This window comes from Zhongshania aliphaticivorans (genome assembly GCF_001586255.1).
GTDB lineage: Bacteria > Pseudomonadota > Gammaproteobacteria > Pseudomonadales > Spongiibacteraceae > Spongiibacter > Spongiibacter aliphaticivorans.
In genome coordinates this window covers 641,939-660,073 of the sequence record NZ_CP014544.1, presented here as the reverse complement: position 1 = coordinate 660,073, position 18,135 = coordinate 641,939, and the positions used below count along the sequence as shown (strand labels likewise).

Annotated in this window: 13 protein-coding genes; 1 reads left to right on the top strand and 12 read right to left on the bottom strand. The window is 45.8% G+C overall.

Going from position 1 to position 18,135, the window contains the following annotated elements; all coding sequences use genetic code 11:
• Window positions 1–8: 8 nt before the first annotated feature.
• Window positions 9–938 carry a phenylacetic acid degradation operon negative regulatory protein PaaX gene (gene paaX, locus AZF00_RS02840; protein ID WP_008248067.1) on the top strand — a complete coding sequence of 310 codons (930 nt, stop codon included), beginning with the start codon at window positions 9–11 and terminating at the stop codon, window positions 936–938.
• A 165-nt stretch (window positions 939–1,103) separates the two neighbouring features.
• Here the strand turns inward: paaX and AZF00_RS02835 are convergent, their stop codons facing one another.
• The 12 genes from AZF00_RS02835 to paaK form a co-directional block, all read right to left on the bottom strand.
• A complete protein-coding gene (locus AZF00_RS02835) occupies window positions 1,104–2,474 on the bottom strand; it encodes a DUF1329 domain-containing protein (protein ID WP_008248069.1) in 1,371 nt (456 codons plus the stop codon).
• 100 nt (window positions 2,475–2,574) lie between these two features.
• Complete coding sequence (locus AZF00_RS02830; protein WP_008248071.1) at window positions 2,575–4,641, bottom strand: DUF1302 family protein; 2,067 nt, start codon at window positions 4,639–4,641, stop codon at window positions 2,575–2,577.
• A 55-nt stretch (window positions 4,642–4,696) separates the two neighbouring features.
• Window positions 4,697–5,707: a WD40/YVTN/BNR-like repeat-containing protein gene (locus AZF00_RS02825; RefSeq protein ID WP_008248073.1), complete on the bottom strand. Its 1,011-nt coding sequence runs from the start codon at window positions 5,705–5,707 to the stop codon at window positions 4,697–4,699.
• A gap of 72 nt (window positions 5,708–5,779) precedes the next feature.
• Window positions 5,780–7,171 (bottom strand): DUF1329 domain-containing protein, encoded by a 1,392-nt coding sequence (locus AZF00_RS02820; protein WP_008248075.1) that lies wholly within the window; start codon window positions 7,169–7,171, stop codon window positions 5,780–5,782.
• A 92-nt stretch (window positions 7,172–7,263) separates the two neighbouring features.
• Complete coding sequence (locus AZF00_RS02815) at window positions 7,264–9,702, bottom strand: efflux RND transporter permease subunit (protein WP_008248100.1); 2,439 nt, start codon at window positions 9,700–9,702, stop codon at window positions 7,264–7,266.
• Window positions 9,703–9,923: 221 nt separating this feature from the next.
• Window positions 9,924–10,952, bottom strand: a complete 1,029-nt coding sequence (locus tag AZF00_RS02810; protein ID WP_008248102.1) for an MDR family NADP-dependent oxidoreductase — start codon at window positions 10,950–10,952, stop codon at window positions 9,924–9,926.
• 259 nt (window positions 10,953–11,211) lie between these two features.
• The gene (locus AZF00_RS02805; protein WP_008248103.1) at window positions 11,212–12,237 is read right to left on the bottom strand and encodes a helix-turn-helix domain-containing protein; all 1,026 of its coding nucleotides are present in this window, start codon (window positions 12,235–12,237) and stop codon (window positions 11,212–11,214) included.
• Between the two features lie 75 nt (window positions 12,238–12,312).
• On the bottom strand, window positions 12,313–12,795 hold the full coding sequence (gene styC, locus AZF00_RS02800) for a styrene-oxide isomerase StyC (protein WP_008248104.1): 483 nt from the start codon (window positions 12,793–12,795) through the stop codon (window positions 12,313–12,315).
• A gap of 858 nt (window positions 12,796–13,653) precedes the next feature.
• A complete protein-coding gene (locus tag AZF00_RS02795) occupies window positions 13,654–15,132 on the bottom strand; it encodes an aldehyde dehydrogenase family protein (protein ID WP_008248105.1) in 1,479 nt (492 codons plus the stop codon).
• 133 nt (window positions 15,133–15,265) lie between these two features.
• Window positions 15,266–15,574 (bottom strand): EthD family reductase, encoded by a 309-nt coding sequence (locus tag AZF00_RS19055; protein ID WP_008248106.1) that lies wholly within the window; start codon window positions 15,572–15,574, stop codon window positions 15,266–15,268.
• A gap of 31 nt (window positions 15,575–15,605) precedes the next feature.
• Window positions 15,606–16,793: a thiolase family protein gene (locus AZF00_RS02785; protein ID WP_040802976.1), complete on the bottom strand. Its 1,188-nt coding sequence runs from the start codon at window positions 16,791–16,793 to the stop codon at window positions 15,606–15,608.
• Window position 16,794: 1 nt separating this feature from the next.
• Complete coding sequence (paaK, locus tag AZF00_RS02780) at window positions 16,795–18,105, bottom strand: phenylacetate--CoA ligase PaaK (RefSeq protein WP_008248116.1); 1,311 nt, start codon at window positions 18,103–18,105, stop codon at window positions 16,795–16,797.
• Between the last annotated feature and the right edge of the window lie 30 nt (window positions 18,106–18,135).

Below are 18,135 nucleotides of genomic sequence, written 5' to 3'. Positions count from 1 at the left end.
AAAAATACGTGGCGGGAAAAATCAGCGAAATCGACAAATGGGTTAGCAATTATATTAAAAAAAATGACCCGCGTTCAAAATCATTACTCATCACCGTTTTTGGGGACTCTATTGCTCCCTATACACATGGAATTTGGCTGGGTGATTTAATTAATCTTATGTCCGCTATCGGTGTAAACGAACGACTGGTACGCACCAGCGCATTCCGTCTAACTGATGAAGGCTGGCTATCGTCGGAGCGGCGCGGCCGAAAAAGCTTTTATACGCTGACCCCATCTGGCACCAAGCGCTTCGAAGCTGCGTATCAACACATTTACAAATCCCCAAACCTTAATTGGGACGGTAAATGGACACTCGTCATTATTCAACGCAATAACGAGTCAACGCCAGAACGCAGTGAGTTACGTCGGGATTTAGAATGGGATGGTTTCACCTTAGTCACCAATGGCGTTTTCATTCATCCAACGGCGTCGGTTGAGTCAGCCAAAAAGATAGTCCAACAAAATGGCTTTGATGACCTATCTATTATTCTAAGAGCAGAAACCGGAGCGGCCGACGAAAAGATCCAAAATGACCTAAAAATAAGGGGAAATTGGAATCTTGAGAACGTCAATTCACGCTACCAAAATTTTATAAAAGAATTTTATTCCGTCAAAATACTTATTCAACGCTACAAGCTTACACCAAAAACAGCATTTCAAATTCAAACGCTGATGATACATTCATTTCGTCGAACCAATCTCCATGACCCTCAACTCCCGGAGACCTTGCTACCATCAGACTGGCCAGGACAGAAATCATTTGAGTTGTGTCGCGAGATTTATCAGCACACCTGCCAACTATCCCACGAATACGTCAGTGAATCTGCCGACCTCAACAAATCAATAGAGGCTGGAACGCGTTTAAATATTTCAGTAAGCGATAGATTTAAACACTAAAATTAAATTACCAGTCACTTTAATCGCGTAAAGTACAGCGCTTTTCGCGATTAAAGCAATTCTTCAAATTACATAAATACGCTTACTTGCCGAGTAGCTTATACACCCACCACAATCACAACACTGTAAAAGCTAAGCACTCAAGCCAACATCTAGCCTTAGATATTAATCTCGACCAAGTCGCTGCAAAGCAGCTTGGGTTAAATATTCGTCATAAATTGAATCATTATTTGCAGAACTAATATGTCCCCCGGCTAACTCCTTAACCTGCTCTATTCGCGTCATTCGTCCTGATTGAAATTCATAAGCATGTAAGTACGCCCATGACCAATAGGGATGCTTGCCATCCATGAATTTGGCTGTGCCATTGTCGTAAAGGCCATAACAACCATCAAAAGATCGAAACGGTTTACCCTGACGATCATAGGTCACCATGGCGAGCGGCATGCCATTTCGCACATCAAACCAGACTCGCTTTTTACTCACAGGGGAACGTGAAAATCCCGTAGGCTCAGCTTCACACACTATAGTTTCTGGCACCATTTCCACAACGCTATCAAAGAAGGTTTCACCTAGATCACCGCCGTGCACGCCATGTTCCCAATTTGAATCACTTGGGTTCCAGCCGCCAGAAACACCGGCTAATAGTGGCTGGCGACCAACAACCTTGTAGTTGCCCCAGGTATGTAAAGGATCACCCGCCGCCCACGCGTCTGACAGGTACAAAGCCGAGCCGGGAACTAAAGGTTCAAATCGCTGGTTGCTAGGAAATTGACGTATTCTTCGAAAGCTCGGCACATAACCGTATAAATCTGGCAGCTTGTGCTGATCATAATCCCATATATTGAGATAGCTCGCCCCTCGCTCTGATTCCGGCGAGGTATAAACTACCGTATTAAAACGCAATTTATCGATATGCTGCTCCCAATACGGCTTTGGGTCCAGCACTAAGCGTCCGACAGGAGAAAGTTCAGCCCACACCAAATCATATTCGTAGTCTACCTTGCCAGTATTGGCCACATCGTACTCTTTCATGGCGTAAAGACTTGCATCGTGGCGCCCCCACGAAAGAGTTAGCCCCGCGAACAACTCCAATGCATTCTGTGTACTGGGAAAAGGATGGCCCCCTATCCATGGCCTGCCGTCGTCGTTTACAACATTGCCCCTGTCATCAAATCGCGCGCGGCCTTGATTTTTTAAGGTGGCCTCTAAATATTCCCATGGCCCGAGTTTCATCCAATCGGTGGTCGTTGACAAAACTTTAAGTTTGCGCCCCATGTTCTTTACATGGTGATATTTCGCCGGTTCTAAAAGATGCTTTACATGCTCAACATTGGCTGCACTGATCATACCACCGGTGCTAATTTTTCCCTTTGTATAGGCATCAATTGACAAAAGCTCATCTGGGTAGGCTTTATCTATTTCGCCAGTTCTAGCAATCGTTGACCATAGTGGTGCCAACACACCTGCGCCAACAACCGAGCCGCTGTATTTCAATAGATCTCGACGATTAATACCCGATATCCAACGCGCCATACTAAAATTCTCCACAAAAAAAAGCCGGCAATATCTAATTGCCGGCCAAACGGGGCAATCTAAATTCCCCAAATAGTCCCAGTCCCTCTGGAAAACACTTTTACAGCTGGTATGAAACCCTTAAACCAACTTCTTGAACGTGATCGAACGCCCGCATCAAGGTATCACCCGAGTCACCACGTAGATTCGATTTTACGTAATTGTAGAAAAGATCGACGCTAACGCCACTACCGGGATTCCACTTTATAAGTGGTTGAACCAGAATACCGCCCCGAATGTCATAGAGAATTGCCCACTCAGCAACATACTTTTTATTTGGCCAAGGTTGAAAACCGGCAAACACAAGGTAATCAGCACCGGAAATACCGTCAGACCGCTTATAATCCGTATTCCCAACATTACCGCCATAACCACTTAAGTGCAGGCCGACCAAATCACTTTCACTGCGGTGCATATACTGTGCGACAAGATACGCCGACGGAAAATTTTCACTCCAGCGATGCCACTTTTCAGCAACCGCTGTAAAAATGTATTCATCAGTTTTTAAGCCATTCTGAGCAAGATCTGGTGTTGTAAACACTCGTTCAGGCGTGTACTGAACTTCAACATTCACAATTACCTGATTCCAAAATGATTCGTTATCATCGGTTTCATTTACAAAACTCGCACCTAATCCAAACACATTTTCACGATAGTAATCACGCTGTACATTCCCTCGAATACTACCGCCAGCCCCAAGGAAGAATGTGTTCAAAAGAGCTGCGGCTTCAGTTTCATTTGCCACTGGCGATGCGAACACGTCACGTAAGGCGGGAAAATCGGCAATGGCTCTATTCAAGACATCTATCCCGTCAAGGCGAACACCCGCGGCACTAGAAAACCATTCTTTATCGCTGTATACGCCGCCAGGCCCAACCGTGAACGGAGTATGAGATAGAGCCTCTCCTACACTATCGTATAATCTACAAAAATTATCGTAAGGATTTTGAGTAGCACTACACTTAGGCTTTGAAGTGTAAGCCCCCTCCACCAACGCTCCTAGGTTACCACCATGAGGCGTAAGCCCCTTGTTTATACCACTTTCAGCCCACCGAAAAACACCCAATGGGTTGTAGCGGCTAACCGCCATCGCTTGCCAGCCAAAGTTGCCGTAATCAGCTTTGAATCTAATACCAAAATCCAGCTCTTTGTCGTATTCACCAACGTAGTAATTATCGAGTGGTTTATAGAACTGCGCAGGAACTACGTTGTACTGGCTATTAGGGTTTGGCAATACATCTGGCTGAAATTTACCAACAAATGCGTCTGCGACCATATTACTGGTAGCTTGCATTGTCGCTCTAAACGCTAGTTTCGGTGTACGCTCATCCTCGTATTCTTCAATGGCTCGATCAAGAATCAAATGACGACGCAGGTCTAAACCATTTGCAACATCTAAGGTACGGAAAAAAACTGCCTGTCCCCACGCAATTTGTTGATTACCAAATCTAAAATCAAATTTACCAGTTTTATAATTTAATATAAAAGTCGGCAGATCGACCATGTAATCTCGACCAGCTATTTCAAATGGACTAATGTTTTTTCCATTACGGTCTTTCGCTTGGTAGTAATTCATTTGACCAGTATCAGCATAGCGATCACCGCCGCCACCCGCGATTCCACCTTGATCATTCATTACATCCAACGCATTGAAACCCGGATTTATTTCTGGGTCAAACAAGGCTCGGACCTTAGCGTTAAGACGGAAGTTTCGGGTAAAACTAATATTCATTTCACCGTTAAATCGCACTATATTCTGGGTAAAGTCGTAATTATCTTCAGGGATTCGATCACTTCGGCGTATAGTATCTGCCGTATTAACAACATTCAAACCAAGTAGGCCAACAGCCGGAATTGGAACATCTCCCCAGTTTCCGCCGCCCAAATCCGGTGGCAGGTATGCTTGTCGCGATACTTCTACATCTTGGAATGGAACGCCGCTTTGGTTATAGGGGTTCTCACTTCCCGAGGTGTTATAAGCCGCGTCGACGCGAATTTGACCCAAAAAAGTAGTCTTATCTATCAATGTTTCAATAATGCCGTCTGCTAATGCCGTTTGCATACTGAGGCCACTCGCCACGGAAAGTACATAGCAAGCGATTTGACTGCGTTTTTTATATGTTTTCATGATTTCCCCTCACTCTAGATTCTTATTGCGGATACGCCACAGAGAAACTTTGCTATTAAAAAGGTGTAAGAGACAAAATACGCGCGCTGTGCCCAACCGCCACAACGCCCCCTTCACTAGATTCAGCATGCGCTAAACCGGAGTACCAATTAAGGCTGAGGTCTATAGGTTCAAAAATCGTCCAGCTCGCTCCGCCATTACTACTCTTCATCGCTACGCGCTGACCGACTGCAAAAACCTTTTCAGAATCGATATTTGTTACGGCAAAAAAGCTGCCTTTGGTCGGCGTGGACAATGGCCGCCACGTTAGCCCTGCGTCATCGGTACGAATCACCAATCCGGCTTGACCAACCGCATAGCCGGTATTGCCCGATAGCTTTAAATCAAAAAAAGTGGCGGCAATATCGCCATCTACTTCCGGATGCCTATACAGCACCGACCAACTGTCACCGCCATCATCAGAGACGTTTAGCTGACCATATTCGCCACCAACAATGATTCTGTTATCTTCCAAGACCTTTACAATATAATTAGTAGGCTCGTCCCGAATAACCGCGGCATCGCCCGCACCAGAGTCATATAACTTTGCCCAATCAGGCGCAATCGACTCCCAGCTTTCACCGCCGTCTTTGGAACGTAGAAGCGTACCGAATGCCCCAGTTGCTACAGCTAAACCGCGACTATTGATATCAACATTTAGCAGCCTCATATCGGAGCCCGTATCTGCTAGCTTCCATTCAGACGATCCGAACCGAATAATAGCTACGCCCATTTGTCCTACTGCGATCTCTCTATCACCGCTGTGCGCAACGCTAATTAGACCAAGCGTTGTAGGCGACGCCTCCTTCGTCCATGTTTTACCGGCATCACTAGTTCTCATAATCAAGCCAGCTTCACCAACAGCGACACCGGAGTCTTTATTAAAATCCACACTAAACAATCGATCTGTCGGCGTTGCCTGACTAACAACAGCATTTAGACTTTCATCTAATTCAGAGGCCAATACAGGCTCGATAAATGCCCGCGCCAATAGCACTAAAATACAAGTTGATAAACGTAACTTCATTCGAAACCTCCTTCCTTCATTAGGTGAGCAATGCGCGACACTACAACACCGCGCATGCACCTAATTAACTAATCAAGCACGTCCAAGAGACTGCAAGGCCTGCTGAGTGCAGTAAGTTTCGAACAACCAATCTTCATCTATCTGGAAGAGAGATTCAGTACCCACACCTTTCTTAGCGTGATGGGTACGCGACATACGTTTGTTTTGATGGTCGTAAATCATGACGTAAGTCCAAGACCATGCAGGCGTCTTACCGTCCGCGCTCATTACAACGCGTTTGCCGTCTTTACCGCCGCCAACAAACTGACCAAAAGCCATTTCGAAGTTTGCCCAGAGTTTGCCTTGACGGTCATAGCGAACACAGCCGCAAGGCACACTGTTACGAGCATCTACGTAAACGCGCTTCTTACTCACTGGTGAACGCGGGAAACCAACAGGTTCACATTCAGTCACGATAATGTCTGGCGCCATTTCGTACTCAGATTCCCAGAAAATAGGATTCCCTTCTTGCTCTTTTGGCTGCCAATTGTCATCCGTACCGGAGAAGTTACCGCTACATGCAATTAGCATTGGCTTGCGTTCGACAATTTTATGATTGCCCCAAGTAAGGAACGGGTCGCCAGCAGCCCATGGATCGGTAAGGAACCAAGTTGCGCCAGGAATAAGCGGCTCGAAGCGCTGGTTAGCAGGGAACTGCCGCACTCGACGGAACTCAGGCAGATAACCATACAAATCGGGGATCTGACGCTGATCAACTGACCAATTACTTAAAAACGATGTGCCGCGAACGTCGGCAGAGTTGGTAAAGTAAACTGTTTGCCTCCGAAGCTCTTTGTCATAACCTCGAAAAACCTTTCTATCTGTTCTGGCCTGCATTTGCAGTTCAACCCACTGGAAATCGTATTGGTACTCCAGCTTGCCATCGGCACCAAAATCCCACTGTTTAATCGCATAGGTGTTGGCGTCGGCACGGCCCCAGCTCATCGCCATATTCGCCCATACCTCAACACCTGTCTTTGGGCTTATAAAGGGGACGCCACCACCCCAGGGATTGCCGCTGGAGTCAACAACATTGCCTTCAGCATTAAACGTTGCGGTTCGACCTTCGGCAATATTGCGCTGCATCGCCTCGTAATAGGCATGATTGAACAACTGGCGTAAATCCGTGGTAGGCGCCTTAATCTTGATACGACGTCCTGCGTTTTTTATCTGGTCATATATTGAAGGATCCAGAATATGCTTGGCATGCTCTACATTGGCCTTCGTTATATAATCCCCTACGCTAATTTGCCCTTTAGTTTGATCTTCGATGCTATACAGCTCATCGGGATACGCGCTAGTAAGCGGGATATCCTTAGCCATAACCTTTTCAATTGGCATCAGTAGACCGGTTCCAGCTCCGCAGGCTATTCCTTTTAGGAGCTCACGACGGCCAAAATTTAGATCGTATTTGCGAATATGCATAACACCCTCCGGTGAATTATTATTTACAAGCCGCAATATCTAACCGTTTGCGACATTACGGTTTTTGCCTGGATTATTAATTTTTTCGAGTATTAATTCGGTTTAGTAGTCAACTGCGCTTCACTGAACCATGCCAAGTCGATACCCTCCCCAACCATCAGGTCGGTTCGAGTAACAAATTTTGGTTTAAGTACTGACACAATCAATGGTAGTACCAACAAGGCAAGCACCATGTTGATCAACATAATTGCTGACAACAGCAAGCCCATGTCCGCCATAAATTTAAGATCAGAAAGGAAATACCACGGCATAATACCGATCAACATAATTGACGCGGTGAACATGATCGCCTTGCCAGTGGTGGTTAGAGCCTCCGTGATAGCGCGATCCCAATCCTCGCCCTGAGCATGGTACTCCTCACAAATTCGTGACATTAGGTAAATGCCATAATCGATACCAACACCAACACCGAGAACAGCCACCATCACCGAATTAATGTCAAGACCAATACCAAGCATCGACATTGTGGCCGTTAGATAGAAGTTTGCTAGAACCACTGGAACCAGCAATACCAAGGATGCGACAAAGGATTTATACATATAACTAGCAATAAAAAATATCGCCAAACATGCAAGCCCCAGCAAGATCCACTCATAGCGTTTCACCACGGAGTTCATTGCATGCTGCAAGGCAATGGTGCCCGATGCTAGTCGTACGGTAATTCCTTCATGATCTTCACCAACAGCATCTAAGGCTGCATGCGCCGCAACAAGCGCCCGATCAATAGTTTCTTGCTTGTTATCTCTATAGAACAAGGATATTGCGCTATGCTGAAATTGAAAGTCAGTAACGTCAGCGAAATTTAGCGGATTCTGGCCAAAGGCGACGGCAACACCAGCCGCATTCACCGACCTATCTGTTGGATCAAGGGACAGCCACGCCGGGTGTCCTCCCGAATACAATCGAGAGCCTTCTTCCATAAAATCAGTGAAGGATCGCGCGGCTTTAGCTGGGTATTCCTGACTTAAGGCAACGCGTAGTATTTCTTTTGTTAACCCATAAGCCTCCTCTGAGCGCGCAGCTCTTTTTTGAACATTATCGGGATCTTTGGCCTCAAGAATAATTTCTAAGGAATTAACGCCGGGAAAATGGTCATTCACATCTCGAACACCAACATTAAATTCGGAGTCATCCCAAAGTAGATTACTACCTTCAGTCGGGTTCCCTATTTCCACCTGCCTAGAAAGAATGATGACCACGATAGAGATAATGCAAACGATAGTAGCGGTTACTTTTGGAATTCGCTTTCCGGTAATTAACGAGGCCACGCCTTCAAGCACTCGCTTCTGCAGGCCATGAATACCCTTCTCACGATCACCACCAATAATATCGTCGATATTTTTAGGCGTAGGTAAGTAAGACAGCATTACAGCGATTAGCATCACACCGGTAGGAATTAGGAAAAATGCCCAGAAGCCGCAAAACAAGGCAAATCGCTGCATCGCTGGAATAGGCGCTACACCGATACACATAATAGCGACCATATCAGTGATTATGCCAAACACACTTGGCGCCATCATCACCGCCAGCGTCGCTTCAGAGGCCAATTTGCGATCTTTAAGCTCGCTAAAGATCTCATAGTAACGCTCGGTATATTGAACGCAGTGTGAAAAGGAGCGAGCTACCAACAATAGCGGAACAACCATCAAAAGGGGTTCGATCGGGGACTTTAACCAACCAACCAATCCAAAGCCCCATATTGCAGCGACTGTACTGCAGACTACAGGCGTTATCACACCGGCAAAATTGCGCATATAGAATGCAAGTGCAACAACAAGCAAACTCACTGTCACGGCAAATATGGCATAGGTTTGCTCCTGAAGAAGATAAACCCATCCGGTTAACACCGGCTGACCGACGACACGAATAGTATGACTACCATCCTCCGCGCCTTTAGCTAGCTTTTGGATTTCCTCAAAAACAAGACCATAATCCAACAAATGCTCATGGAAACCAGCTCGAATTAACGTCGATGTTTCATCAGATGAAACCAGATAAGTTCTCGCCATTGGCGAGCGCTCCACTTTCCGCTGTAAATCCTTAAGCTCCGCTTCGCCCTGCGGAATTCGATCGCCCATTAAGGGCTGCATTTCAACTCCCATTGGCGTCGCTTCTGCGTAATTCGCCTTTTCTGTGGTTATTGAAACAATCCTGTCATGGTCCACCCCCTCAATGAGATCGATATCCCGAGTAAGATCCCACACTTTCTTCAAGGTATCTTCATTATAAATATTTCCGCCATCCGAACGTTTTACCATAACGGTAATGGTTAGCGGATTCCCGAAATTTGGGTGATCTTTAAATGTTTGAACAAACGGATCATCTGACGGCAGCAAATCTGCAAAAATAGTTCTGATATCTACGCGCGGAACGCCGACAGCAAAGACGACCGTAATTACAAGGAACACACATGCTACATGTGCACGGTGCGCCAATATCCAGCTAGCTATTTTAAATCGTAAATTTTCCATATCTTTATATTCTTTTACTGGCTTAAATGAAAAGCGGACTGCATCCGCCTATTTGGCAATCTTTACATTAAGAAATCACAGTCCCTTTTTTCATTACAAGGACCTTATTCTCTCAGTTTAAAATTTACATGCTTGTTGCAAAGTGCATTTTGAGTGACGCTATGTGCACAGCCAAAACAATAAGATAAACGTAATAAATACCGGCATGCAGATGTCGGCTATCAGTCACTTACATGCACAACAGATTTACCGATGTTTTCTCCATCAAAAACTGCTCTTAACGCGTCCGGTGCATTTTCTAATCCTTCAGTAATAAACTCGACTGGCCGAACTACACCCTGCGCAATCCATGACTTCATCTCCCGCTTAAACTCTACGTGCCGATCGGTATTTAACATATCCAATACCATTGAACCCTTGACGGTCAGCCGCTTAAGTAAAATCTCATTCAAGATCATAAATGACCGATCTGGTGTAACAGGTAACTGCGTCATGGAATACAGCGCCATAAGACCACAAACGGCGATCCTGCCACCTGGCGCCATCAAGGGAAATGTTGCGTCGAATGTTTGCCCCCCCGCGGATACCACCATGGCGTCGATACCGCCATCGATGCGATCACTTAGCATGCGCTCAAAATTTTCGCTTTTATAATTAAAACAATCTGTATATCCAAGCTTCGAAACCGCTAAGCGACACTTCTCATCTGTGCCCGCTGAGCCATAGGTAGCACCACCTTTTAAGTGGCTTATTTGGCCTACCATTTGCCCAAGTGCACCAGTTGCTGCACTACAAAAAACGGTGTCACCATTTTTCACTGCAAGGACATCGTTAACCACCAAATACGCCCCGAACCCAGTCGCTCCTAGCGCACCGAGACAATATGAAGGCCTGGATATATCGTTATCAACGCTAAATATGCCGGCACCATTACTAATAAAGTAGTCTTGCCAGCCCCACAAACCATGAACTAGGTCACCAACGCTAAAATCGGGATGGTTAGAGATATCGACCCGCCCGACCGTCGCCCCGTACATCACCGCCCCAATCGGAATTGGCCTAGCTTGATCTGAAACTTTTTTAACCTTTGAAAATAAATTTGGATCCATACCCAACCAAGTAGTGCGAATTCGAAACTCGCCCTCACCCGGCTCTGGTGCCGCCTCTTCTTCTAGACGAAAGCATTTTGCGGTAGGGACCTGAAATCTAGGGCGCTCTTTTAATACGTAACGCCGATTAATGTTGGCCATAAAATCACACCTCGATCACAACAATATTAGATGTATAGAATCCACATTATTAAGACCAGGAGCATCTCTCTGCGTGCAGACTTAATGATCAGGTGTGCGTTTTAATGCATGAATATCATGGCGAAAATAATATTCATCGAAAAAGCCATTTAATTAAATAACATATAAAAAAATACCCAGCATTTGCTGGGCATAAACACTATCACTTAGAGGGGTAGAATTTCGATTAACGAGGGAGGGGTGCTATTGTGATAAATAGTTAGTGATGCCCTTCTTGAGTTATTGCCAGCGAAACGGCCCGAAACTCACTCGGTGTTTGGCCATACTGAATTTTAAAAATTCGACTAAATGTCGCATAATCATTAAATCCAATATCAAATACGATATCCGTTATTTTACGATGCCGCTGAGCATTATCAGCAAGCATATGCATGGCCAGCTCTAAGCGAGTATCACGTATTAACCTTGCAGGCGTAGTATTACTTTCCTCAAACAACATATATAAGGACCTGCGCGACATGCACATTTCAGCAGCCAAATCGTCAGTTGCAAATTCAGGGTTTGCAATATTGTTTAAGATGTGACGCTGCACTTTATAAAGTCGAGGGTTATCAAATTTCGACATACCTTGCGTTGCCGCAGAGCGGTGAAGTGCCTTTGTCGTCATGGCCTGTATGGCCTGAATTACAGTGACCATATCTTCAGACGACTCGTCCTCCCGAATAGCGACGCTAAGCGCCATCAAGGAGCCAAGCGCAGCACTAATCGACGCCCCCTTAAGCAGCCGAGTCCCACATATAGCACTGCCAATATGATCCCAGCCAGGGCACGCTTGATGAGGTAGCGTTAACACAGCAAATCGCGAGCTCTCTGCCATAGCAATTCGGTAAGGGCGAGCTGTATCACATACGGCTGCCTGACCTGGTAAAATAAGGCAATTGTTATTATTCTGCTCTAGGTGAATTTTTCCGTTAAGCTGCCATATTATTTTAATAAAACCCGCGTCCGCCACTTCAGCCAAATGTCGAGTGCGCACCACCTCTCCGTCAGATGCACTAATAGTACTAAGGTCAATCGTGTTGGCATCGCCGCCGCCAAAACGATGCGTACTGACCTCAGCCTCAAATCCACCACCACTATAGTCTTTATGTTCTAACCAGGGAAAATTATCGTGAACAAAATCCTGCCACTCACGAAAATTCCCAAGCTGCTTGGTATTTGACGGACACCAACCCAGCCTGGACATTACATCTGACTCTCTATTTACGCTTTTTATTCCATTCATTATTAGCCACTCTTTTATATTTATTTAGCGCAAGCTGATACCGAATTCACTAATTTAATAAATTTTGTAATTTAACTATTTGCTTTTCGCAACTTTCAGTGCGCGGATACCGATAATAAGCAGCGCACCCATCGCCAATACACCAAACAAGTAGGCCGGCCCTAATGCTAATGCACTAAATATATCGCCACTACCAAATTTATTGTCGCCAAAACTTAATCCGCGGTTGGGAGTAAAGTTACCAAAGAAGTAAAACCCAACATTGCCCCAACCATCTAAGATAATTATATTTCCCAGTATTCGCGCCATCTTTTCGGAGAAATTTAAGGTCGGCAACACAAACGCCACTGCAATGACCATCATCCCATTTAGTGCCGGGCCGGTATGCGCGCGCTTCCAACCGTCTGCAGTTCCAGGCACATCAAAATAGATTATATATCCTGGAATAATCTCAAACCCACCTACCAAGTTCATCCAATAGAAGACACCAAATAGCAAGGTACTAAAAATCATTAGGACACCATGACCTGACATTTTGTATTGCAAACTAGACAACATATTTATTTCCTCTAGAAAATATTGGTTTTTATAATTAAGTTAATACAGCCGTACATTATTAGTATTTAAAACTCCAATTAACTAAAGCCTGTGGAGTTGCTCATGTTTCAACCGTCGCGGCAATGACGCTAAATTCATTTTGCTCCACAAGCAAACACTGCCGAACAAAATATAGGCTTCGCTCTTATACGACAAGACAAAAATAGCCCAAACACCTCCAAGCCACTCCGCCCATATTATCATCAACTACTCGAATATATGCCTCTAACAAGAACCCTCGATCCTACCGCGAGACTATAGAGGCCAGTTGCGGCAAACGAGCATCAACCACTTACCGCTCACTTTACATGTCATTTTTAAAACTTACCACTTTTTTTTGTATCAAATAAGATGTGCCACAACGCATTCTGGAACAGCTTCACAAAAAAGTGAACTTTTAGGCTACTTTCTTTGGTTATTCAAGGCGCGATGACACTAGCAAAATACGATATAACCATTTGATTTAGTTAATTATTATAATATAACACTTGATTTTTTGCGACTTACTGCGCCGCAAATCACTTCAATTATAAACCTTAACATTGACCTAGTTATCTGCACCACTCATTTGCTTTACTACGAAGATCAATTAAATTCGCCCCATTATAATCAACACTACTAGGCGTAATTAGGGATTCAGAAGAGAGAGGGAGGGGAAACCTGATATCGCGCGCCAAATGTGGCAGGCACTTGAGGCAGCCTCGCAGATACTTACCAACATCATTAGGCAAGACCTGCGATCACTGCTTCTACCCCATGTATTGACGCTCGCCCAAATCGGCTTGCATATCGGCTTACAAAAGGAGCACTGGGAGAATATTAGTCGGTAAGGATAGTAACCACTTTTTCTTCCGTATAAGCCAAGACACCTGACAAGCCGCACTCGCGACCAATGCCACTCGATTTTACGCCACCCCAAGGCAGCCGTGCATCAATTGGCGCCCAACAATTTACACCGATGGCGCCCACCTTTAGCCCTCGGGCTAAACGGTGTGCCCGCATAACGTCGCGAGTCCAAATAGTAGCAGCAAGCCCGTACTGCGAGTCATTTGCAATAGATAGCGCTTCAGCTTCGTCAGCAAAGGGAATTACTGTTGCCACTGGACCAAATATTTCCTCCCGAGCAATCGTCATTTTGTTTGTAGCCTGAGAAAATACTGTCGGCTTTACAAACCACCCCTTCTGGTACTCGCTTTCGCCGCCCGCCAGGAGCTGCGCGCCCTCTTGAACACCCGAACGAATATAACTATTCACTCTGTCAAACTGACCTTTTTTAGCAAGCGGCCCCATTTGCACAACGCCGGATGCCGGATCTCCGACGGCAATACCTTTCGCGACTTCGGCCAATCGCCCCGCGAATTCTTCAGCAATATCTTGCTGTACTAACACACGAGACCCTGCAGCGCAGATTTGCCCCTGGTTAAAGAATACCCCCATCGCGCAACCACCAACGGCGGCATCAATATCTGCATCATTAAAAATAATCTGGGGACTCTTACCACCGAGCTCTAGCGATACTCGCTTAAATTGCTTAGCGGCTACGCGCTGTATATCTTGGCCTACAGCTGGGCTGCCAGTGAACGTAATCTTATCTACACCCGGATGCTCCGCGAGCCCCCGACCAATCACCAAGCCCGAACCAGTCACGACATTAACCACTCCGTCAGGAAAGCCGGCTTCTTTACAGAGCTTCGCCAAATGCAGGGCAGATAGCGGTGTTTCCTCCGAAGGCTTAACAACAACGGTACAACCTGCCGCAAGCAAAGGGCCAAGCTTCCAACAGGTGATCATAAAAGGCGTATTCCACGGCACAATTGCGCCAACCACACCCACCGGCTGCTGCAAAGTATAGGACAGGGTAGGTCGACCCATATAGCCGGGCGTTGGAATGGTACGCCCTTCAATTTTATCTGCCCAACCACCGGAGGTTCGTAATGTCTGTATCGCATTTGGAAGATCTAATATCGTCGGCTCGATTCCAACCCTGCCTATACAGCGCGCGTCCATATTCGCGATTATGGCGGCGTCTCGCTCGACAAGATCAGCCAGCTTATTGAGTAACTGACCACGCTCGCCACCGCTCAGTTGACTCCACTCGCCACCATCAAACTGTTGACGAGCCGCACTTACAGCAAGGTCTAAATCATCTTGCGTTCCTAAAGCAAACGTAGCAAATTCATATTCATCTACCGGACTAATAAGCGACTGCCGCCCATTATCAGACGCGGCCAATTCCAGTCCGTTTATGTAGTGATTCAGCACAAGTGGTTCTGAATTTATTAGGTTTTGAGTCGTCATCGGTCGTTCCCCTCAATTAACTCCCCATAATCTGCATGGGAAAAAGCGATTTTAATATCACCGCAATCGTGTATTTCATACTAAGCTGAACGTGCACATCACATCGCCCGTCGTGCACTTTCTTATAATTTATTCACACCACATCACTGATCTGCATTTGAGGGCTAATATTAGTGTAATGAATTACGTCAGCAATAATTTCGCGACGGCGCGGACCAAAGCCGGCATAAAAGCTTTCGATAGAATCGCTATAAATGTGGCAACATGCTATATAAAGTGGATTAGTATTCGGAGCGTCACCACATACTCCACGATCAATTGTATATTTAAGACAACTTCTTCCCATCTTCTCCTGTATAAGTGGCAGATGCCTATTTTTGTAATATTCATGATCAAATTTACCATCCGGGCTATACGGATACATAAGACTGACTTTTATCATAGAGAACTCCCAAAATAGTTATTCATTATATTTATTCTATTCTTTCGATTAGAATAGCTACGCCCTGCCCATGTTCGTCACATATTGCGCAAACCGCGAATCGTCCACCGCTGCTTTCCAGTTGATTAATTGCCGTGATTACCAACCTTGCGCCAGTAGCGCCCGCGGGGTCACCAACGGCTAGCGAGCCACCATTTGTGTTAACATAATCTGCATCTACAGGGATTTTTAGTTCACGTAAAACTGCAATCGCATTGACTGCCGACGCCTCACTTATCTCAATAAAATCTATTTGCGACAGTTTCAATCCGGCTATTTTCAAAACCTTATGCACGGCAGCGGATGACCCAAGCAAATAATCTATCGATTGCGATTCAATAAAGGCATGAGCGACAATTCTAACTCGCGGAACTAATCCGTATCGAGTAGCAGCCGATTCAGACGCTAGCAGCATCGCACAAGCGCCATCGCTTATTGGCGAGCTATTGCCAAGCGTTATTGTTCCGTCGACGCCATGAATTTCATTAACGCTACGAAATTCTGCAATCCCATCAGCCACATACCTCGCCTCGTCATTTCGAAAAATCAGGTTATTACCTTGCCCGTCGACAACCCTCACCACCATCGCTTCACGCTCAAAAAAGCCCTTATCCGCTGCCGCATGCCAACGCGCCTGGCTTCTAAAGCTAAACTGATCCTGATCGTCACGTGAAATGGAAAAGTGACTGGCCAAATATTCCAGCCTTGCAACACCAGAGACCCATGCATTTGAGCTATGCTCATTGGCTACCTTATTAGCACGTACTAATAAGTTATTACCTCGCGCGCTCTGAAAAATCGACTTAGGTATATGCAGCTGCCCGACGCTCTCGACGCCACCAGTAACAATGAGGTTTAGCTCACCCGAAGCGATAGATTTGGCTGCGCTTACAACGGCAAACAAGCCGGATCTGGACCTGCGACTTTGCACCTCGCCGCGAATCGTCTTTGAAAATCCAGCTCGCAGTGCTGCGGTACGAGCTATATTATTCTCGGCCTCCCCGCGACTGTTTTCGCAACCCAGCGTGATATGACTAACAGCCTCCCAGTCCACCAGCCTGTTTCGATTTATCAGATCGAATAATGGCAGTGCCGCCAACGCCTCCACGTCGAAAGCAGACAAGAAGCCGCCGGGCATACTGAATGGTGTTCGTACTGCACCACAAATGTAGACACTCATATTAACGAAGATCAATCACGCGCTTCGCTTTACCTACTGATCGCTCCATAGAGCCTGGCGATTGCAATTCGACATGAATCGTTATCCCCACATGAATTTTAACGAGATGCTGCAATTTCTTAACAATTTCAAGCTTACGATCAGAACTAATATTGAGAGCGCTATTATCTAGCTCTACAGCAACAGCAACTGAATCCAAATTCCCGCTCTTAGATACAGTGATCAAGTAGATTGGCGCTAGCTCAGGCAGCTTTAGCAATAATTCTTCAATCTGAGTAGGGAATACATTTACTCCGCGAATAATTAGCATGTCATCCGACCTACCAGTGATCTTTCCCATCCTACGCATTCCACGGGATGTAGGTGGCAGCAGCTGGGTTAGATCGCGAGTTCTGTATCGAATTACTGGTAGCGCCTCTTTCGTCAGCGAAGTAAAGACCAACTCACCCTCTTGTCCATCAGGAAGAACTTCACCGGTGACGGGATCTATTATCTCTGGATAAAAGTGGTCCTCCCAGATCACCGGACCATCCTTTGATTCTACGCACTCACTTGCCACACCAGGCCCCATCACCTCAGAAAGTCCGTAGATGTCAACAGCGTCTATTCCTGCTCGCTCCTCAATCTCTTTGCGCATGGCATTCGTCCACGGTTCCGCACCGAAAATACCAATTTTCAAACTTGTTTCACGCGGATCTATACCCTGCCGCTCGAATTCTTCTATTAAATTCAACATGTATGACGGCGTTACCATGATAATCTTAGGACGGAAATCCTGGATAAGCTGCACTTGCTTTTCGGTTTGGCCACCAGACATAGGTATAACAGTACACCCCAGACGCTCCGCACCATAATGAGCACCCAGGCCTCCTGTAAACAATCCATACCCATAGGCTATATGAATGATATCGCCAGCTCGTCCGCCTGCGGCATAAATACTACGAGCGACAAGATCAGCCCATGTATCTATATCGTTTTGGGTATAGCCAACAACCGTTGGCTTGCCCGTTGTACCACTTGATGCATGAACTCGGACTACCTCTTCACGCGGAACAGCAAAAAGCCCAAACGGGTAGTTGTCTCGCAAATCTTGCTTCACTAAAAATGGAAATTTTGACAAATCAGACAGTGACTTTAAGTCATCAGGACAAACCCCAGCCTTTTCAAAACTTTCTTTATAGAAGGGAACATTATTATATGCATGCTCGAGCGTTTTCTTAAGACGCGAGAGTTGTAGCAATTGCAGCTCATCTTTGCTCGCCATTTCGATTGATTCTAGCCCAGATTTTGTGAATGATTTTAAATTAGACATATTCTTCTTCCTCCTGATATAGGGCAATAT